Source organism: Pseudomonas sp. DCB_BI (assembly GCF_026240995.1).
Classification (GTDB): Bacteria; Pseudomonadota; Gammaproteobacteria; order Pseudomonadales; family Pseudomonadaceae; genus Aquipseudomonas.
Window position 1 is genome coordinate 223193 of the sequence record NZ_JAPFCG010000005.1, and the last position, 15889, is coordinate 239081.

The 15889-nt window shown below is 62.7% G+C and carries 14 protein-coding genes; 9 read left to right on the plus strand and 5 right to left on the minus strand.

The window, feature by feature from the left end:
• The first annotated feature begins 1 nt into the window (after position 1).
• The 7 genes from OO258_RS07900 to OO258_RS07930 all read left to right on the plus strand — a co-directional run bounded on the left by OO258_RS07900 (position 2) and on the right by OO258_RS07930 (position 7315).
• Positions 2-526, plus strand: a complete 525-nt coding sequence (locus tag OO258_RS07900) for a serine O-acetyltransferase (protein WP_110745292.1) — start codon at positions 2-4, stop codon at positions 524-526.
• Positions 527-531: 5 nt separating this feature from the next.
• On the plus strand, positions 532-1509 hold the full coding sequence (locus OO258_RS07905) for a glycosyltransferase family 2 protein (RefSeq protein ID WP_266029627.1): 978 nt from the start codon (positions 532-534) through the stop codon (positions 1507-1509).
• Between the two features lie 9 nt (positions 1510-1518).
• Positions 1519-2523 carry a VirK/YbjX family protein gene (locus OO258_RS07910; protein WP_266029628.1) on the plus strand — a complete coding sequence of 335 codons (1005 nt, stop codon included), beginning with the start codon at positions 1519-1521 and terminating at the stop codon, positions 2521-2523.
• Positions 2524-2572: 49 nt separating this feature from the next.
• Positions 2573-3775, plus strand: coding sequence for a glycosyltransferase family 4 protein (locus tag OO258_RS07915; RefSeq protein WP_266029629.1), 1203 nt, complete (start codon positions 2573-2575; stop codon positions 3773-3775).
• Positions 3772-4959: a glycosyltransferase family 2 protein gene (locus OO258_RS07920; protein WP_266029630.1), complete on the plus strand. Its 1188-nt coding sequence runs from the start codon at positions 3772-3774 to the stop codon at positions 4957-4959. The genes OO258_RS07915 and OO258_RS07920 overlap by 4 nt, the downstream gene beginning before the upstream one ends.
• Positions 4959-5717 (plus strand): WecB/TagA/CpsF family glycosyltransferase, encoded by a 759-nt coding sequence (locus OO258_RS07925; RefSeq protein WP_266029631.1) that lies wholly within the window; start codon positions 4959-4961, stop codon positions 5715-5717. Before OO258_RS07920 ends, OO258_RS07925 begins: the two co-directional genes overlap by 1 nt.
• Before the next feature lie 176 nt (positions 5718-5893).
• Entirely contained in the window at positions 5894-7315 is a 1422-nt protein-coding gene (locus OO258_RS07930) for an undecaprenyl-phosphate glucose phosphotransferase (RefSeq protein WP_266029632.1), read from the plus strand.
• Here OO258_RS07930 and OO258_RS07935 read toward each other — a convergent pair.
• Positions 7309-8286 (minus strand): LysR substrate-binding domain-containing protein, encoded by a 978-nt coding sequence (locus OO258_RS07935; protein WP_266029633.1) that lies wholly within the window; start codon positions 8284-8286, stop codon positions 7309-7311. The genes OO258_RS07930 and OO258_RS07935 overlap by 7 nt on opposite strands.
• Before the next feature lie 146 nt (positions 8287-8432).
• On the opposite strand from OO258_RS07935, the gene OO258_RS07940 reads away from it, so the two are divergent.
• Positions 8433-9809 carry an L-serine ammonia-lyase gene (locus OO258_RS07940; protein ID WP_266029634.1) on the plus strand — a complete coding sequence of 459 codons (1377 nt, stop codon included), beginning with the start codon at positions 8433-8435 and terminating at the stop codon, positions 9807-9809.
• 87 nt (positions 9810-9896) lie between these two features.
• Here OO258_RS07940 and OO258_RS07945 read toward each other — a convergent pair whose 3' ends face one another.
• From OO258_RS07945 to OO258_RS07960, 4 genes are all read right to left on the minus strand, one after another.
• Positions 9897-10574 (minus strand): DUF3313 domain-containing protein, encoded by a 678-nt coding sequence (locus OO258_RS07945; protein ID WP_110745283.1) that lies wholly within the window; start codon positions 10572-10574, stop codon positions 9897-9899.
• Positions 10575-10935: 361 nt separating this feature from the next.
• The gene (locus OO258_RS07950; protein WP_266029635.1) at positions 10936-12231 is read right to left on the minus strand and encodes an NAD(P)/FAD-dependent oxidoreductase; all 1296 of its coding nucleotides are present in this window, start codon (positions 12229-12231) and stop codon (positions 10936-10938) included.
• Positions 12232-12244: 13 nt separating this feature from the next.
• Positions 12245-13333 carry a polyamine ABC transporter substrate-binding protein gene (locus tag OO258_RS07955; RefSeq protein WP_110745281.1) on the minus strand — a complete coding sequence of 363 codons (1089 nt, stop codon included), beginning with the start codon at positions 13331-13333 and terminating at the stop codon, positions 12245-12247.
• Between the two features lie 80 nt (positions 13334-13413).
• A complete protein-coding gene (locus OO258_RS07960; RefSeq protein WP_266029636.1) occupies positions 13414-14772 on the minus strand; it encodes a glutamine synthetase family protein in 1359 nt (452 codons plus the stop codon).
• A gap of 152 nt (positions 14773-14924) precedes the next feature.
• Between OO258_RS07960 and OO258_RS07965 the strand changes: the two genes are divergently transcribed.
• Complete coding sequence (locus OO258_RS07965; RefSeq protein WP_266029637.1) at positions 14925-15824, plus strand: helix-turn-helix domain-containing protein; 900 nt, start codon at positions 14925-14927, stop codon at positions 15822-15824.
• Positions 15825-15889 lie beyond the last annotated feature (65 nt).

Consider the following 15889-nt stretch of genomic DNA (forward strand, 5'->3'; position numbering starts at 1 on the left):
CATGTTCGAGAATATTCGTGCTGACCTGCGGGCCCATGGCGGTGACTGGGGCGCCCAGGGTTTCTGGGTGCTGCTGGTGTACCGCTTCGGTCGCTGGCGTTACAGCGTGCGCCCGGCATTGCTGCGCAAACTGTGCTCGTTGCTGTACAAGGTATTGTTCAAGTTCGTGCAGATCATTACCGGCGTCGAACTGCCGTGCGAAGCGGTGATCGGCCGTAACTTCGTCATCGACCATTTTGGCGGCATCGTGGTCAGTGGTTACGCCCGGTTTGGCGATGACTGCCGTATCCGCAACGGCGTGGTGGTGGGCTTGAAGAATGTGGACGAGCCAATTGCCCCCGTGTTTGGCAACAACGTCGATATCGGCACCGGGGCCAAGGTGCTGGGCAGCATCCGCATTGGTAACAACGTGATCATTGGCGCCAATGCGGTGGTGCTGGTGGATGTGCCGGACAACTCTCTGGCAGTTGGGGTGCCGGCCACCATCAAGTCCCGTCAGCCTGCCGCCACGGCCCCGGTCGAGTGAGGCCCATGACGACCGTGATCGGCGTGGTGGTGATCGGCCGGAACGAAGGCCAGCGCCTGGAGCGCTGCCTGCGTTCGCTGGTGCATGCCGCCGACAAGGTCATGTATGTCGATTCGGGCTCCACCGACGGCTCGCTGGCGCTTGCCCGCAGCCTAGGGGTGGAAGTACTGGCGCTGGACCTGAGCACCCCGTTTACCGCCGCACGCGCACGCAATGAAGGTTTCGCCGCCTTGCTGCGGCTATTGCCGTCGATGCAACGGGTACAGTTCGTCGATGGTGATTGTGAAGTGGATGCCCGCTGGCTGCCCACGGCCCAGGCGTTTCTTGACGAACACCCCGAGGTGGCGGTGGTGTGTGGCCGCCGGCGCGAACGCTTCCCGCAAAGGTCGGTGTACAACTTGTTGTGCGACCTGGAATGGGACACCCCCGTTGGTCAGGCCAAGGCCTGCGGTGGGGATGCGCTGATGCGCGTAGACGCCTTTGCTGCAGTGGGCGGCTTTCGCCCCGACCTGATTGCCGGCGAGGAGCCGGAGTTATGCGTGCGCTTGCGCGCCAAAGGCTGGAAAGTCTGGCGCCTGGCCGCCGAAATGACCCTGCATGACGCCGCCATGACCCGTTTCAGCCAATGGTGGCGGCGCAGCCTGCGCGCCGGGCACGCTTATGCCGAGGGCGCCTACTTGCATGGCCAGCCACCAGAGCGACACTGGCTGCGCGAGTCGCGCAGGGCCTGGTTGTGGGGCCTGGGCATCCCTCTGGTGATCGTGCTGGCCTGCCTGCTGGTGGGCGGCTGGGGCCTGTTACTGCTGTTGATCTACCCCCTGCAGGCGGCGCGCCTGGCGCGTCGTGGTGGCAAGCCAACGCGCGAGAACTGGCTGCAGGCGGGGTTTCTGGTGCTGGGCAAATTCCCGGAAATGCTGGGCCAGCTGAAGTTCTTGCGCCACCGCCTGGCGGCCGGCAAATCGGCTTTGATCGAGTACAAGTGAGAGAGACCCATGATGCTCGGCACCCTCGTGAAAAGCGTGTTCATCTTGCAACCGGGCTACTCGTTGCGGGCGTTGCACAACAAGTACAAATTGATGCTGGAGATCGCCAGGCACCGGCATGAGCTGAGCACGTTCATGCAGCGCATGACCGCGGCGCTTGGCCCGCAGGGTTTGCAGCGGCTGGGCGTGGATTGTATCGGTGTCGTGCAATGGCCTTACATCAGCCAGTCCTGGGCTGCCCCGCAGCGCCTGGACGCAGTGGCCTCGCACTTTGAACTGGTGGCCAGGCAGTATCCCGCGTTGCTGCTGCTGGGGCGCGATGAAAGCCTGACGCTGTGTGACCTGTCCAGGCACTCGCCAGGCTGCAGGCTGGTGCTGGACCGGCCGATCTGGTTCAAGCGCGAGGGGGAGCTGGTGCTGAACCTGTTCCAGCATGACCTGCGTGTGGCTTCGCTGGCATTCGTCCTGTGCCGTGGTCAGGGTGAGCTGAGCCTGCTCATCGGCGCCGTGCAGGGCATACACAAGGGCGTCGACAGTGAAACCTCGCTGGCCATCTACCGCGAGCTGACCAAGGACTTCGAGGGGCTGCGCCCACGCAGCCTGTTGCTGGAAGCCTTGAAGTGCCTGGCCAGGACCCTGGGTGTGACGCAGCTGTACGCCGTCAGCGATGCCAGCCGGCATCATCGCCACCCCTATTTCGGCAGCGACAAGGGCCAGGACCTTGCGGCCAACTACGATGCAATCTGGCAAGAGCATGGTGCCATGGCGTCCGCGCGGGAAGATTTCTGCAACCTGCCGCTAGCCCCCGCGCAACGTGCAGAAGCTGACATTCCGGCGAAGAAACGGGCAATGTACCGTCGCCGCCAGGCGTTGCTCGACGATGTTTTTAAGCGTTTGCAGGCTGCATTGCCAGGCGCTGGTCACAACCTTGGACTACAAGGAAAACAGGGGGATGCATTTGCTGTGAGTGCATCAGCAGTAGGCAAACCGCCCGTAGTCGACAGCCTGAAATGAAGGTTGCCAGGGCAGGTTGGTCATCAAGCGGGTTTGGATCTGGATTCGTATGCGCATTGCTTACTTCATCAATCAGTACCCGAAAGTCAGTCACAGTTTCATCCGTCGCGAAATCCTGGCGCTGGAGCGTCAGGGGGTAGAGGTGCAACGCATGGCGCTGCGCGGGTGGGACGCCGAGGTGCAGGATGCCGAGGACGCAACCGAACGGGACAAGACCCGCTACGTGCTGAAAGACGGGCTGAAGGGGTTGCTAGGGCCGACCTGGCAGGTGCTGCGCGCGCAGCCACGGCGCTTTGGCCAGGCTCTGTGGCTGGCGCTACGCCTGGGCCTGCGTGCCGACCGCCCCTGGCCCTACCACCTGGTCTACCTGGCTGAGGCCTGCCAGCTACTGCAGTGGCTGCAGGTCGCCCAGGCGGAGCACGTGCACGCGCACTTCGGCACCAATTCTACCGAAGTGGTCATGCTGGCCAACGTCCTGGGCGGGCCGGCGTACAGCTTTACCGTGCACGGGCCGGAGGAGTTCGACAAGCCGCAGTTCCTGCACATGGGGGAGAAGGTGCGGCGAGCCGCCTTTGTCGTCGCGGTAAGTTCGTACGGGCGCAGCCAGCTGTTTCGCTGGGTTGCGCACGAGCACTGGACCAAGGTGAAGGTAGTGCACTGCGGCCTGGAGCGGGGTTTTCATGAGGTGGCGCCGGTTGACGTGCCGTCGGTGCCAAGGCTGGTATGCGTCGGGCGCCTGTGCGAGCAGAAAGGCCAGCTTTTGTTGGTGGAAGCCGCGCGCCGCCTTGCTGCCCAGTCGGTTGGCTTCGAGCTGGTGCTGGCCGGTGATGGCGAAATGCGCGGGCAGATCGAGGCCCTGGTCGCCCGGCACGGTCTGCAGCAATGGGTGCGCATTACCGGCTGGATCAGCAGCGCGCAGGTACGCGAGGAAATCCTGGCGGCCCGCGCCCTGGTACTGCCTAGTTTTGCCGAAGGCCTGCCGGTGGTCATCATGGAGGCCATGGCCTTGCGCCGACCGGTACTCACCACGTATGTGGCAGGCATTCCTGAGCTGGTAAGGCCTGGTGAGAATGGCTGGCTGTTTCCCGCCGGGGCGGTCGACGAGCTGGTGACCGCCATGGCCGACTGCCTGGCGCAACCGGCCGAGGTGCTGCAACGCATGGGTGATGCGGCGTGCCAGCGGGTATTGCAACGGCACGATATAGACACCGAGGCGGCCAGGCTGGCCGACTACTTCAAGGCATTCGCATGATTAGTGTATTGGGTTGGCTATTGGGCCTGTTGACGGTCATCGTCCTGGTACCGGTGTTGGTGTTTTCGCTTCAGGTGCTAATGGCCTGTCTGCCTGCACGGGCGCCGCTGCCGGGCAGCGGTGCCCGGCCTCGGGTTGCGGTGCTGGTACCTGCTCACGATGAGGCCTCGATCATCCAGGCCACCTTGGCGACCATTACCCCGCAACTGCTCGAAGGCGACCGCCTGCTGGTGGTCGCCGACAACTGTTCTGACAACACGGCACAACTGGCGCGCGAGTCAGGCGCCGAGGTGGTCGAGCGGTACGATGCACAGTTGCGCGGCAAAGGCTACGCACTGGACTTCGGTGTACGCCACCTGGCGCGTCAGCCACCCGAGGTGGTGATCGTGGTGGATGCCGATTGCCAGGTGGGCGAGGGCGCGATCGACACCCTGGCACGCCGTTGCCATGCTGCCCAGCGCCCGGTGCAGTCGCTGTACCTGATGCGCGCACCCGCCGGTGCCGGGCTGAAAGTACAGGTTGCCGAGTTTGCCTGGCGGGTCAAGAACCTGGTGCGTCCACGGGGCTGGTCGCGGCTGGGCCTGCCTTGCCAGTTGATGGGGGCGGGCATGGCGTTCGGCTGGCACGATCTGAGCCTGATCAACCTCGCCAACGGCCACCTCGTAGAGGACGTAAAGCTGGGGCTGGACCTCTGTCAGCAGGGCAAGCCCCCGCTGTTCTGCCCCGAAGCGCTGGTTACCAGCCAGTTCCCGCTGAGCCAGCAAGGCCTTAACAGCCAGCGCACCCGCTGGGAGCATGGTCACCTGGGCCTGATGCTGGGCGATGCACCCAAGCGCGTACTGGCCGCCATTACCCAGCGCAACGGCAGCCTCGCGGCCATGACCCTGGACCTGGTGGTATCTCCCCTGGCATTGCTGACGTTGACCTTGCTCGGGCTCAACCTGGTGACGTGGCTGGCATTCCTGCTGTTCGACCTGTCGGCGCCTGCGTGGCTGGCCCTTGCCGGGCTGGCCTTGCTGGGCTCTGCGGTGGTGCTGGCCTGGGCGCGGTTCTGCCGTGAGCTGATACCGTTTTCGGTGTTGCTGTATGCGCCGTTCTACGCCGCGAGGAAGATTCCTTTGTACCTGGGCTTCCTGATCAGGCGCCAGGTCGAATGGGTGCGGTCAAAACGGGATGACGACTGATGGCTCAGTGGCTATGGCAGCAACGCTGGACGCGGATTATCGAGCAAATGGCAGTCGTCGAGAACGGCAGCGCAGCACAGCACCTGCTCGAACGCCTGGCCACTCCGGAAACAGCCACCGTACTGGGCTTTGTCAATGCCCATGCGATGAACCTGGTGGTGCGCGATGGTGCCTATTGCCAGGCACTGTCGGCCGCCGATGTGCTGCTGCGTGATGGCTCCGGCATGGCGATTCTCTATCGCCGCCTGGGCCTCGAACCTGGGTTGAACATGAACGGCACCGACTTCATTCCCCGGCTGTTGGCGGCCTACCGTGGGCGCAAGGTTGCTTTCTGGGGGACCCGGCAACCCTACCTGAACCACGCAGTCCGACGCTGTGAAAGCGCGTTCGGGGTAGTGCCAGTGTCCGTTCACGACGGTTTTGCCCGTGTCGAAACCTACCTGCAGCTGGCGCGCGAGCAGCAACCTGAGCTGATCGTGCTGGGCATGGGCATGCCCAAGCAGGAAGCCGTTGCGGCACAGCTTGCAGCCATAGGCGGGCCATGCCTGATCGTGTGTGGCGGGGCGATTCTCGACTTTCTGGGTGGCAAAGTCAGCCGCGCACCTGGCTGGTTGCGGCGTCTGGGAGGGGAGTGGTTGTACCGTCTGCTGCGTGAGCCCAAGCGCTTGTTCATACGGTACATCGTTGGCAATCCGTTATTCCTGCTGCGCACGCTGCTGTTACGGCGAGCGGCCGTTTCCACCAGCCGTACGGTGTGAATCGGCCAAAATCGCCGAGTGGAGTGATTGCGGGCACGTCGCTGGCGGGTGGCTGCTACAGTGATATCAACGGCTTGGGGGCTGAACGATTCTGCAGCACGGGCTTTGCATAAGCTTTTTCAAGACGTGTTGTTTGCTGGATGGCACTGGCTACGCTCTAACTGATGAGGCCTGAAATGGTTTTCGAACCCAGAAGCAGTCGTTCCTTGCTCCAGAGACGAAGCAGTGTCAGCAACGCCATCCAGGCCGGCCTCGATGGCATTGCCGTGACCGGTATCGCCTGGTACCTGATCTACGACCAGTTTGGCTACATCACCGCCGATTACGTGATCATGCTGCTGTTGCTGATTGGCGCACTGGCGGTCATTTACGATCATTACGCGATCTACCGCACCAACGTCGGGCTTTCGATCAAGGCCTTCCGCCTGTTCAAGGCTTGGTCGGCCACCTTCTGCTTCCTGGTGGTCATGGCCTTTCTGACCAAGCAAAGCGAAACCTATTCGCGCTTGCTGATGGGGCAGTTGTTCGTCATTGGTTATGTCGCGCAGTTGTTCTTGCACTTTGCCGTGCGTGAACTGCAAAAACGCTTTACCGCACACGCGCGGCTGGACAATGCCCTCATCATCGGCAACGGTGACCTGGCCAACTTCCTGTATCAGAAAATCAGCAACAACCCGTGGTTTGGCGAGCGGGTGCTTGGGTGCGTGCTGCTCGACAAGGATGATGAGCAGGGGCTGGAGACTGCCGAGGGCAAACAGCGCCTGCCGGTGCTCGGGCATATTGGCGACCTTGACGAGCTTGTCGCCCGGCACGCTATTCGCACGGTGTACCTGGTGACCCCGCTGGGGGGGTCCGAAGTCATCAACGATGTGTATTTCAAGTTGCTCGACAAGTGCATTGCCGTCAACTGGGTGCCTGACATCTTCTCCTTGCGCCTGATCAACCACAGTGTCCGGGAAATTGCCGGTATTCCAGTGCTGACCTTGTCGGAGACGCCGCTGACGGGCATGAGCCTGTTCCTGAAAAACCTTGAGGACCGGGTACTGGCAGCGTTGATCCTGCTCTGTGCGTCACCTGTGCTGTTGGCAGTGGCCTTGGCCATCAAGATCGACAGCCGTGGCCCGGTATTCTTCCGCCAGGAACGCACGGGCTGGACTGGCGAATCGTTTCGCATCTGGAAATTCCGCAGCATGCATGTGCACCAGCCGGAGCATGGCGTGGTGGTTCAGGCGCAGAAGAATGACCCGCGGTTGACCCGGGTTGGCGCCTTTATCCGGCGTACCAGCCTCGATGAGTTGCCACAGTTGTTCAATGTGCTGACGGGGGAGATGTCGCTGGTCGGGCCGCGGCCCCATGCCCTGCAACATGACACTTTGTATTCCCAGGACATCGTTGACTACTTTGCCCGCCACAATATCAAGCCGGGCATGACCGGTCTGGCCCAGGTACGCGGGTTCCGGGGCGAGACCAAGGACATCGAGCAGATGATCCAGCGGGTGGACTCGGATATCGAGTACATCAACAATTGGTCGCTGTGGCTGGACTTCGTGATCCTGGTGCGGACGCTGAATGCGTTTACCGGCAAGCAAGCCTATTGAAGATGCCTCGGCGCTGCGGGGCCTGTAGGCGAGTCCTTGATCAAAGGATGCAACTCCCTGAACCCGCGCGCTTCCTCCACCAGCCAGTCATGCACTGCTCGCGCCCCTGGCTGGTTCAGGCCACCCGGCGGGTAATGCACCACATAGCGTTTGTGGTTGGCGATGGGCACACCAAACGGCACGATCAGGGCGCCACGCTCCAGTTCGTCATTGAGCAGCGTGCGCCGGGCAATCGCCACGCCAATACCGGCAATCGCCGCCTCGATGGTCAGGTGGTTACGGTTGAAGGTGTGCCCACGGCGTACATCCAGCCCGGTGGCGCCGATGCCGTCCAGGTAGAATTCCCACTCGGCATACTCCGAACTGCCACGCCAGGCGGTGATGTCGTGCAGCAACGGGTAGTGCACCAGATCGCCTGGCCCGTGCAGGGGTGGGCGCCCACGTAGCAAGGCAGGGGAGCACACGGGGAAAATCTGCTCGTCCAGCAGCGGCGTCGAGAGCATGCCTGGGTAGCTGCCATCGTTCAGGTCGATGGCCAGGTCGAAGTCGCCCGGCGTCAGCGCCTGGGCACTGTCTTCAGCCACCAGGCGCAACTCGATGTCCGGGTAGCGTTGCTGAAAGCGCGGCAAGCGCGGCGTGAGCCATTTGGCCAGGAACGAGGGGATCGAGCGCACACGCAAGGTGCCGCGGATTTCACCGGCGTCCAGGCGCAGCAGTTCGGCTTCGATACTGCCGTAGGCCTCGGCCACCGTCTGCGCCAGGCGTTGGCCCTCGGCACTCAGCTCGACGCCGCGCGCCCGGCGCAGGAACAGCCGATAGCCCAGGCGTTCTTCCAGCTGGCGCATCTGTTGGCTGACTGCGCCCGGGGTAATGTGCAGCTCTTCGGCGCAGCGGGTAAAGGACAGGTGCCGGGCTGCACAGGCAAATACATGCAGCCAGACGAACATCTGCCCATTCAATTGTCGTCGCATCGTTTAGTACCGCTAAAGCCTTGCTTAGGAAGTTTCGTTGGTCATTCATGAGTCTGCGCGTCAGTATCGCGCAGAATCGCATCAGCGCTCAATTTCTTCAGATAACCGTGTGGCAGCGGTATTGCTGCTCACGGTCAGGCATTAGTATGGCTATCAGTGTTTTCGACCTTTTCAAAATCGGCATCGGCCCTTCGAGCTCCCACACCGTCGGCCCCATGCGGGCCGCTGCGAGCTTTGCCCAGGCCCTGCGCGAGCAAGGCCTGCTGGCGCGGGTAACACGTGTGGAGGTGCGGCTGTACGGCTCGTTGTCCGCTACCGGGGTAGGCCATGCCACTGACCGTGCTTGCCTGCTCGGGCTGATGGGCCAGTGGCCGGACCGTATCGACCCGGCCACCATTGAGTCGCGCATTGGCCAGGTGCTGCAGGAGCACTGCCTGATGCTCGATGGCAGCCACCCGCTGGCATTCGAATATACCCGTGACGTGCTGTTCCTCGACGAGAACCTGGCCTATCACCCTAATGCCATGAGCCTGGAAGCCATGGACGGGCAAGGTAGCCTGTTGTGCCAGACCTACTATTCGGTTGGCGGTGGCTTCATCGTCGAGCAAGCGCAGATCGATACGCCGACCCGTAGCGTGGATGAGGTGGTGCTGCCCTATGAGTTCGACAGTGGCGCCCAGTTGCTGGGCTTGTGCAAGGCCCACGGCTTGAGCGTGGCCCAACTGATGATGGCCAACGAATGTGCCTGGCGACCGGAGGCCGAGGTGCGTGAAGGTTTGCTGCGCATCTGGGCTGCTATGCGTGAGTGCGTGGAGAACGGTCTGCGCAACGAAGGCATTCTGCCTGGCGGCCTGCATGTCAAGCGACGCGCTGCGCGGCTGCACCGGAGCCTGCAGGAGTTGGGCAAGCCCAACGTGATCGGCTCAACCCTCAGCGCCATGGAGTGGGTGAACCTGTTCGCCCTGGCGGTCAACGAGGAGAACGCGGCGGGCGGGCGTATGGTCACCGCCCCTACCAACGGCGCTGCTGGCATTATCCCGGCTGTGCTGCATTACTACATGAAGTTCAACCCCACCGTTTGCGATGCCGATGTAGTCGATTTCCTGCTGGCGGCAGCGGCGGTGGGTATTCTGTGCAAAAAGAATGCGTCGATTTCGGGGGCTGAGGTAGGCTGCCAGGGCGAGGTGGGATCGGCCTGTTCGATGGCTGCCGCCGGCTTGGCTCAGGTGCTGGGAGCGACGCCGCCGCAACTGGAGAACGCGGCCGAGATTGCCCTGGAGCACAACCTCGGGCTCACTTGCGACCCCGTAGGCGGCCTGGTGCAGGTGCCCTGCATCGAGCGCAACGCCATTGCTGCGGTGAAAGCGATCAACGCCGTGCAAATGGCGTTGCGAGGGGATGGTGAGCACTTCATCTCGCTGGACCGGGTGATCCGCACCATGCGTGATACCGGAGCAGACATGCATGCCAACTACAAGGAAACCTCGCGCGGCGGTTTGGCAGTCGCTTTTGTCGAGTGCTGATGTTCAACGCGGTCAACTGGAGCGGCCTTGTGTCTCGATGGGCCGCTCCTTACCCAGGTTGCGTTGACCTGTTGGGTCAGCTGTGACTCAGCGGCCTTTCTGCTTCGCTGCCAGGAAGCTCGCACGCATGTCCTTGGCCCAGCCATCCAGCACCGGCTTGACGTCGTTCAAGGTCAGCTTCTGGGTGTCGTTCTCCAGTTCCTGACCAGCGCCTTTGCGCACCACCTGGGCCAGTACCTTCTGGTTGGCACCATCGAGGAAGGCCGCTTCCACGCCCACATCCACGTCCTGATCACGGCCGCCCGTGGCCGTGTTCACACCCGCAGCGATCAACGCGATGGGGATCACCTCATAGGGTTTGAGCCCCTCGTTACTGGTAGACACCGCCGTAATCGCCGGGCGCACCACGATCACGCCGGGGCCAGGCCCCTTGGCCAGCGGCATCACACCACCCATTTCACGCCGCAGCGCTTCGTTGAAGTAGCGGGTGATTTCCCCCAGGGTCTGCGCGGAGATGACCGGGGTCGGCTGCGGTTTGGGGTAGAACTGGCTGGGCTCGATGAACACCTGGCTGTACTGGTTGATGTTGACCTTGGGGTCGATCCAGCGCATTACCGGGTCGCCCGACGGGCTTTTCGCTTCTTGTAGCCGGCTGTAGTCCTTGAGGAAACCGGAATAGTCCTTAGGGTCCACGCGGTTGCTGGAGCAGGCGGCTACGGCCAGTAGCGCAGCGCACAACAAGGTAATGCGAGGCAATGATTTCATGATGGAGAGGCATCCATGATTGATCGGCTACAACAACGCTAGCAGCTGCGGGGCCATTGGCCAGTGGGTGAGTCGATCTGTCAAACGGATGGGCCAAGATTTCTACAGACTTGCTGGGTCTCGCCGAAAGCGCTCAACTGCAGCCCGCCCGTTTTTGCGGTCCACCTGCTTACCCGTGCGGCCACGGTACGTCAGTGGGAGTAGGGCGAAACCAGCCCTTCAGGTCCTGCGCTAAATCTGATAAACGCCATAAAATCCATAGCTTTGAGTGTTCTTCTTCAACCCGATTGTCAGGTTGCAAAAAGCAGCCGAGGGGCTGCTTTATACGCTGGGATCATCAGCTATCAATGTGTTCGCCCCGCTAGCCCAGCGCCTCACGCAACCGGTACCACAGCATCCCCAGCGCGAGCAGCGGTGAGCGCAGGGCCTTGCCGCCGGGGAAGGTCAGGTGGGGTACGGCGCTGAACACGTCCAGGCCTTGGCTGTGGCCGAGGGCGATGCTCTCGGCCAGCAGTTTCGCCGTCCAGTGCGTCACGTTCAGGCCATGGCCGGAATAGCCCTGGGCGTAATACACATTGGGGTGCTGGCTAAGGCGCCCCACCTGGGGGAAGCGATTGGCAGTGATGCCGATCATGCCGCCCCATTGGTAGTCGATGCGCACATTGGCCAGTTGTGGGAATACCTTCAGTACCTTGGGCCGCATGTAGCCGGCGATATCCTTGGGGTCGCGCCCGGAATAGTGGCAGGCACCGCCGAACAGCAGGCGTCGGTCGGCCGTGAGGCGATAGTAGTCCAGGCCGACCTTCTGGTCGCACAGCGCCATGTTCTGCGGGATCAGGCTGCTGGCCAGTGCTTCGGGCAAAGGCTCGGTGGCTACCACATAGCTGCCGGCCGGGAGCACCTTGCCGCTCAGCCGCGGCTCCAGTTCGTCGAGGTGGGCATTGCAGCCCAGTACCAGGCTGCTGGCGCGTACCTTGCCGCGCGCGGTGTGCAGCGTCACGCTGGGGCCGTGCTCGATGCGCAGTACCGGGCTTTGCTCGAAAATCCGCACGCCCAGGCTGTGGGCGGCGCGGGCTTCGCCCTGGACCAGGTCGAGCGGGTGCAGGTGGCCGGAGCCCATGTCGACCAAGCCGCCGGCATACTGGTCGCTGGCAACAATCTCATGCAGCTGCGCGGCGCCGACCAGGCGCGTTTCATGGCGATAGCCCAACGCTGCCAGGTCATCCTGTTCATCCTTGAAGGCGGCGAACTGGGCTGGCGTATTGGCCAGTTCACAGAAGCCCCAGCGCAGGTCGCAGGCAATGTCATGGCGGGCAATGCGGTTGGCCACCAGCGCCACTGAATCGATGCCGGCCTGTTTGAGGTAGCGCACGCCGTCCTGGCCGACATGCCGGGCGAAGCCGCTGACATCATGGCCAATGCCGCGTATCAGCTGGCCGCCGTTGCGACCGCTGGCACCCCAGCCAATGCGTCGGCCTTCCAGCAGGACCACCGACAAACCGCGCTCGGCCAGTTCCAGCGCGGTATTGACCCCGGTCAGCCCGCCGCCGACCACGCATACGTCGGCCGTCAGGTCGCCGTCCAGGCTGGGGTAGGGGGCTGCGTCGCGTGCCGTGGCGGCGTAGTACGAGGCGGTGTGTTGGGTATTCAAAGGCATGGGCGCTCTCGACTCAGCGGTTGGACTTGATCTTGCTCCAGGAGCGGGTCATGACGCGCATGATCTTCGGGCTCGGGGTGCTGGAGATGTACAGTTTGTCCAGCACGTCCTGGGGCGGGTAGATCTCGGGGTTGTTCACCAGTGATGCATCCATGTAGGCCTTGGCGTCCGGGTTGGCGTTGGCATAGCCGACCGTAGCGCTGACCTTGGCGATCACCTTGGGGTCGAGCAGGTAGTTGATGAACGCCAGGGCCTGCTCGGGGTTGTTGGCGTCCTTGGGGATGGCCAGCAGGTCGAACCACAGGTTGCTGCCTTCCTTGGGAATGCTGTAGGCGACCTTTACCCCGTTCTTCGCTTCCACGGCGCGATTGGCCGCCTGGAACACGTCGCCGGAGTAGCCGAAGGCCACGCAGACATCGCCGTTGGCAAGGTCGGAGACGTACTTGGAGGAGTGGAAGTAAGTGATATAGGGACGGAGCTCCAGCATGCGGGCCTCGGCCTTGGCGTAGTCGGCGGCTTTTTCGCTGCGCGGGTCCAGGCCCAGGTAGTTGAGCACGGCCGGGAACAGCTCATCTGGCGAGTCCATGAAGGCCACGCCGCATTGCTTGAGCTTTTTCAGGTTCTCGGGCTCGAACAGCACGGCCCAGGAATCGATATGGTCCACGCCCAGTGCCGCCTTGACCTTGTCGACGTTGTAGCCGATGCCATTGGTACCCCACAGGTAGGGCACGGCGTACCGGTTGCCGGGGTCGTTCTGTTCCAGCTGCTTGAGCAGCTTGGGGTCCAGATGCTGCCAGTTCGGCAGCTTGCTGCGGTCCAGCGGCAGGAACGCACCGGCCTGGGCCTGGCGGGCGAGGAAATGGTTGGAGGGCACCACCACGTCATAGCCGGTGCGCCCGGCCAGTAGCTTGCCTTCAAGGGTTTCGTTGGAGTCGAAAACGTCATAGACCACCTTGATGCCGCTGCTGGCCTGGAAGTCGGCCAGGGTGGTGTCACCGATGTAGTCGGTCCAGTTGTACACGCTGACAGTGGGGCTGGCGTGGCTTGTGGTGGCGAACAGCAGGGTGAATGCAGCGGGGATCAGGGCTTGCAGATGACGCATGGGGACACCTCGTTGGTCTTGTTCTTCGAGTTGGGTGCAGGCTTGCCTGTGCAGGGGGTGCAAAGCACCCCCGCGGTGGTTCAGACACTCAGCATCAGGAATTCACGCTCCCACGAGCTGATGACGCGCTTGTAGTTCTCGTGCTCGGCGCGCTTGACCGCCACGTAGCCCTGGACGAATTGCTTGCCCAGGTACTGCTGCACGGTTTCGCAGTCTTCCATGTGCTGCAACGCATCTTCGATGGTGATCGGCAGGCGCAGGTTGCGTCGTTCATAGGCGCGGCCCTGTACCGGTGCGCTAGGGTCGATCTCCTCGACCATGCCCAGGTAGCCGCACAACAGGCTGGCAGCGATGGCCAGGTACGGGTTGGCATCGGCACCCGGCAAGCGGTTTTCCACGCGCATGGCCTCCGGGCCGGAGGTGGGCACGCGCAGCCCGGCCGTGCGGTTCTCCTCACCCCACTCGACGTTGACCGGGGCCGAGGTGTCCGGCAGGAAACGGCGGAACGAGTTGACGTTGGGCGCGAACATCGGCAACAGCTTGGGGATGTACTTCTGCAAACCACCGATGTGGTGCAGGAACAGCTGGCTCATGCTGCCGTCTTCGTTGGCGAAGATTGGCTTGCCGGTGGCGATGTCGACCACGCTCTGGTGCAGGTGCATGGCACTGCCAGGTTCGTCGGTGATCGGCTTGGCCATGAACGTGGCGGCCACGTTGTGCTTGAGCGCGGCCTCACGCATGGTGCGCTTGAACACCGTGATCTGGTCGGCCAGGTCCAGCGCGTCGCCGTGACGGAAGTTGATTTCCATCTGCGCCGGGCCGTCTTCGTGGATCAGCGTATCCAGGTCCAGGCCCTGGATTTCGCACCAGTCATAGACGTCTTCGAACAACGGGTCGAATTCGTTGGCGGCATCGATCGAAAACGACTGACGGCCACTTTCGGCACGGCCGGAGCGCCCCAGCGGCACTTGCAGTGGCAAGTCCGGGTCTTCGCAGCGCTTGGTCAGGTAGAACTCCATCTCGGGCGCCACGATCGGCTGCCAGCCCTTGTCGGCGTAAAGCTTGAGCACCTTTTTCAGGACGTTGCGCGGCGACAGTTCGATGGGGTTGCCTTGCTTGTCGAAGGTATCGTGGATCACGATCGCGGTTGGCTCGATGGCCCACGGGATCTGGTACACCGCCGTGGGGTCAGGGCGGCAGACCATGTCGATGTCGGCGGCATCGAGCAGGTTGTAGTAGATGTCGTCGTCAACGTAGTCGCCGGTGACCGTCTGGAGTAGCACACTCTCGGGCAGGCGCATGCCACGCTCGTGGAGGAACTTGGCAGTCGGCGCGATCTTGCCGCGGGCGATGCCGGTCAGGTCGCTGATCACGCATTCGACTTCGGTGATCCGGTGTTCTTTCAGCCAGGTGGACAGCTGATCGAAGGGGGCGTTCATACAGACCTCTTGGTTGGGTTTTTGTGTGCGCGGCAGGTGCCGGTGACTTCCCAGGTGACGCGCTGGAGACTATCTTGGTCCGAGGCGAGCAACGCCATCTATCCACTTTCTTCGGCAAGCAATGCACCAAAAGAGTGCAACTAGGACACAGCGTGACAACGCCCAATGCCTTGCAGGTTCAGGCTTTCCACACGTCGGATGTAACCGAGCAAGTCCGCGCCACCCCGGGTTGGCAACAGCAATACCGGCAGATGTCGCCCGGGCACTTCAGTGGCCAGCTGCGCTGCCTGGGGCTTGGGGGGGTGGATGTTTACGAGGAACGGCTCAATACCCGCGTCGAGCAGTTCTTTCGCGCGCCCAGCGGTTCGCTGGCATTCTGCTTCGACCAGAGCGAGAACAGCCTTTATCTGCTGAATGAGCAGAGCCGCAACATCTGGATCACCCCAGAGAACTACCAGGAAGTGGCGGTCGTGTTCGACCAGGCCTTTCTCGCCAGCCATGGCCTGGACCCTCAGCGCCTTGAGGGGCTGTTCATGGTGCCACTGGGTAGCGGCCAGAATGCGCTGTTCGGCAGCTGGCTCAGCGCCACCTTGACCCGCCTGGGCGAGGCGGGTAGCCCATTGCAAGGGCAAGCCCTGGCTGAGCAACTGCTGGAGGACTGCCTGTTCATCCTCGACAACGCCAGCCAGCGTTTGCAAGGCGTGGCCCTGGGGCGGCGGGACGAGGAAAGGGCGATCATGCACCGGGTCAGCGAATGGGCGGCCGATTGCCCGGAAGAGACGCTGAACCTGCTTGAGCTGGCAGACGTGGCCGGGGTTTCCTTGCGCCAGTTGCAGCAGGCGTTCAAGGCGTTTACCGGCATGCCGCCGGCGCACTGGCTGCGCCTGCGCCGGCTCAACGGTGCCCGGCGTGATCTGCTGCGGGGTGGCGAGGTGACCGTGGCCGAGGTAGCGATGCGCTGGTCTTTCTGGCATTTGGGAAGGTTTTCAGAGAGTTACCGTCAGTTGTTCAAGGAGTTTCCTAGTGAAACGTTGAAGCGTCGCAAAGGGTGAGGTGCGAGCGCGCCAGCGCGTGAACAGAGCAGCCCAGGTCACACTGACCCCAGCATTGCACGCCA

Excerpts from the sequence above, each read along its gene's own strand:
- OO258_RS07950 (WP_266029635.1), bottom strand. The coding sequence starts at position 12,231 with ATGCCTTTGAATACCCAACACACCGCCTCGTACTACGCCGCCACGGCA.
- OO258_RS07920 (WP_266029630.1), top strand. The coding sequence starts at position 3,772 with ATGATTAGTGTATTGGGTTGGCTATTGGGCCTGTTGACGGTCATCGTC.
- OO258_RS07910 (WP_266029628.1), top strand. The coding sequence starts at position 1,519 with ATGATGCTCGGCACCCTCGTGAAAAGCGTGTTCATCTTGCAACCGGGC.
- OO258_RS07945 (WP_110745283.1), bottom strand. The coding sequence starts at position 10,574 with ATGAAATCATTGCCTCGCATTACCTTGTTGTGCGCTGCGCTACTGGCC.
- OO258_RS07915 (WP_266029629.1), top strand. The coding sequence starts at position 2,573 with ATGCGCATTGCTTACTTCATCAATCAGTACCCGAAAGTCAGTCACAGT.
- OO258_RS07905 (WP_266029627.1), top strand. The coding sequence starts at position 532 with ATGACGACCGTGATCGGCGTGGTGGTGATCGGCCGGAACGAAGGCCAG.
- OO258_RS07940 (WP_266029634.1), top strand. The coding sequence starts at position 8,433 with ATGGCTATCAGTGTTTTCGACCTTTTCAAAATCGGCATCGGCCCTTCG.
- OO258_RS07960 (WP_266029636.1), bottom strand. The coding sequence starts at position 14,772 with ATGAACGCCCCCTTCGATCAGCTGTCCACCTGGCTGAAAGAACACCGG.
- OO258_RS07930 (WP_266029632.1), top strand. The coding sequence starts at position 5,894 with ATGGTTTTCGAACCCAGAAGCAGTCGTTCCTTGCTCCAGAGACGAAGC.
- OO258_RS07925 (WP_266029631.1), top strand. The coding sequence starts at position 4,959 with ATGGCTCAGTGGCTATGGCAGCAACGCTGGACGCGGATTATCGAGCAA.
- OO258_RS07935 (WP_266029633.1), bottom strand. The coding sequence starts at position 8,286 with ATGCGACGACAATTGAATGGGCAGATGTTCGTCTGGCTGCATGTATTT.
- OO258_RS07955 (WP_110745281.1), bottom strand. The coding sequence starts at position 13,333 with ATGCGTCATCTGCAAGCCCTGATCCCCGCTGCATTCACCCTGCTGTTC.
- OO258_RS07900 (WP_110745292.1), top strand. The coding sequence starts at position 2 with ATGTTCGAGAATATTCGTGCTGACCTGCGGGCCCATGGCGGTGACTGG.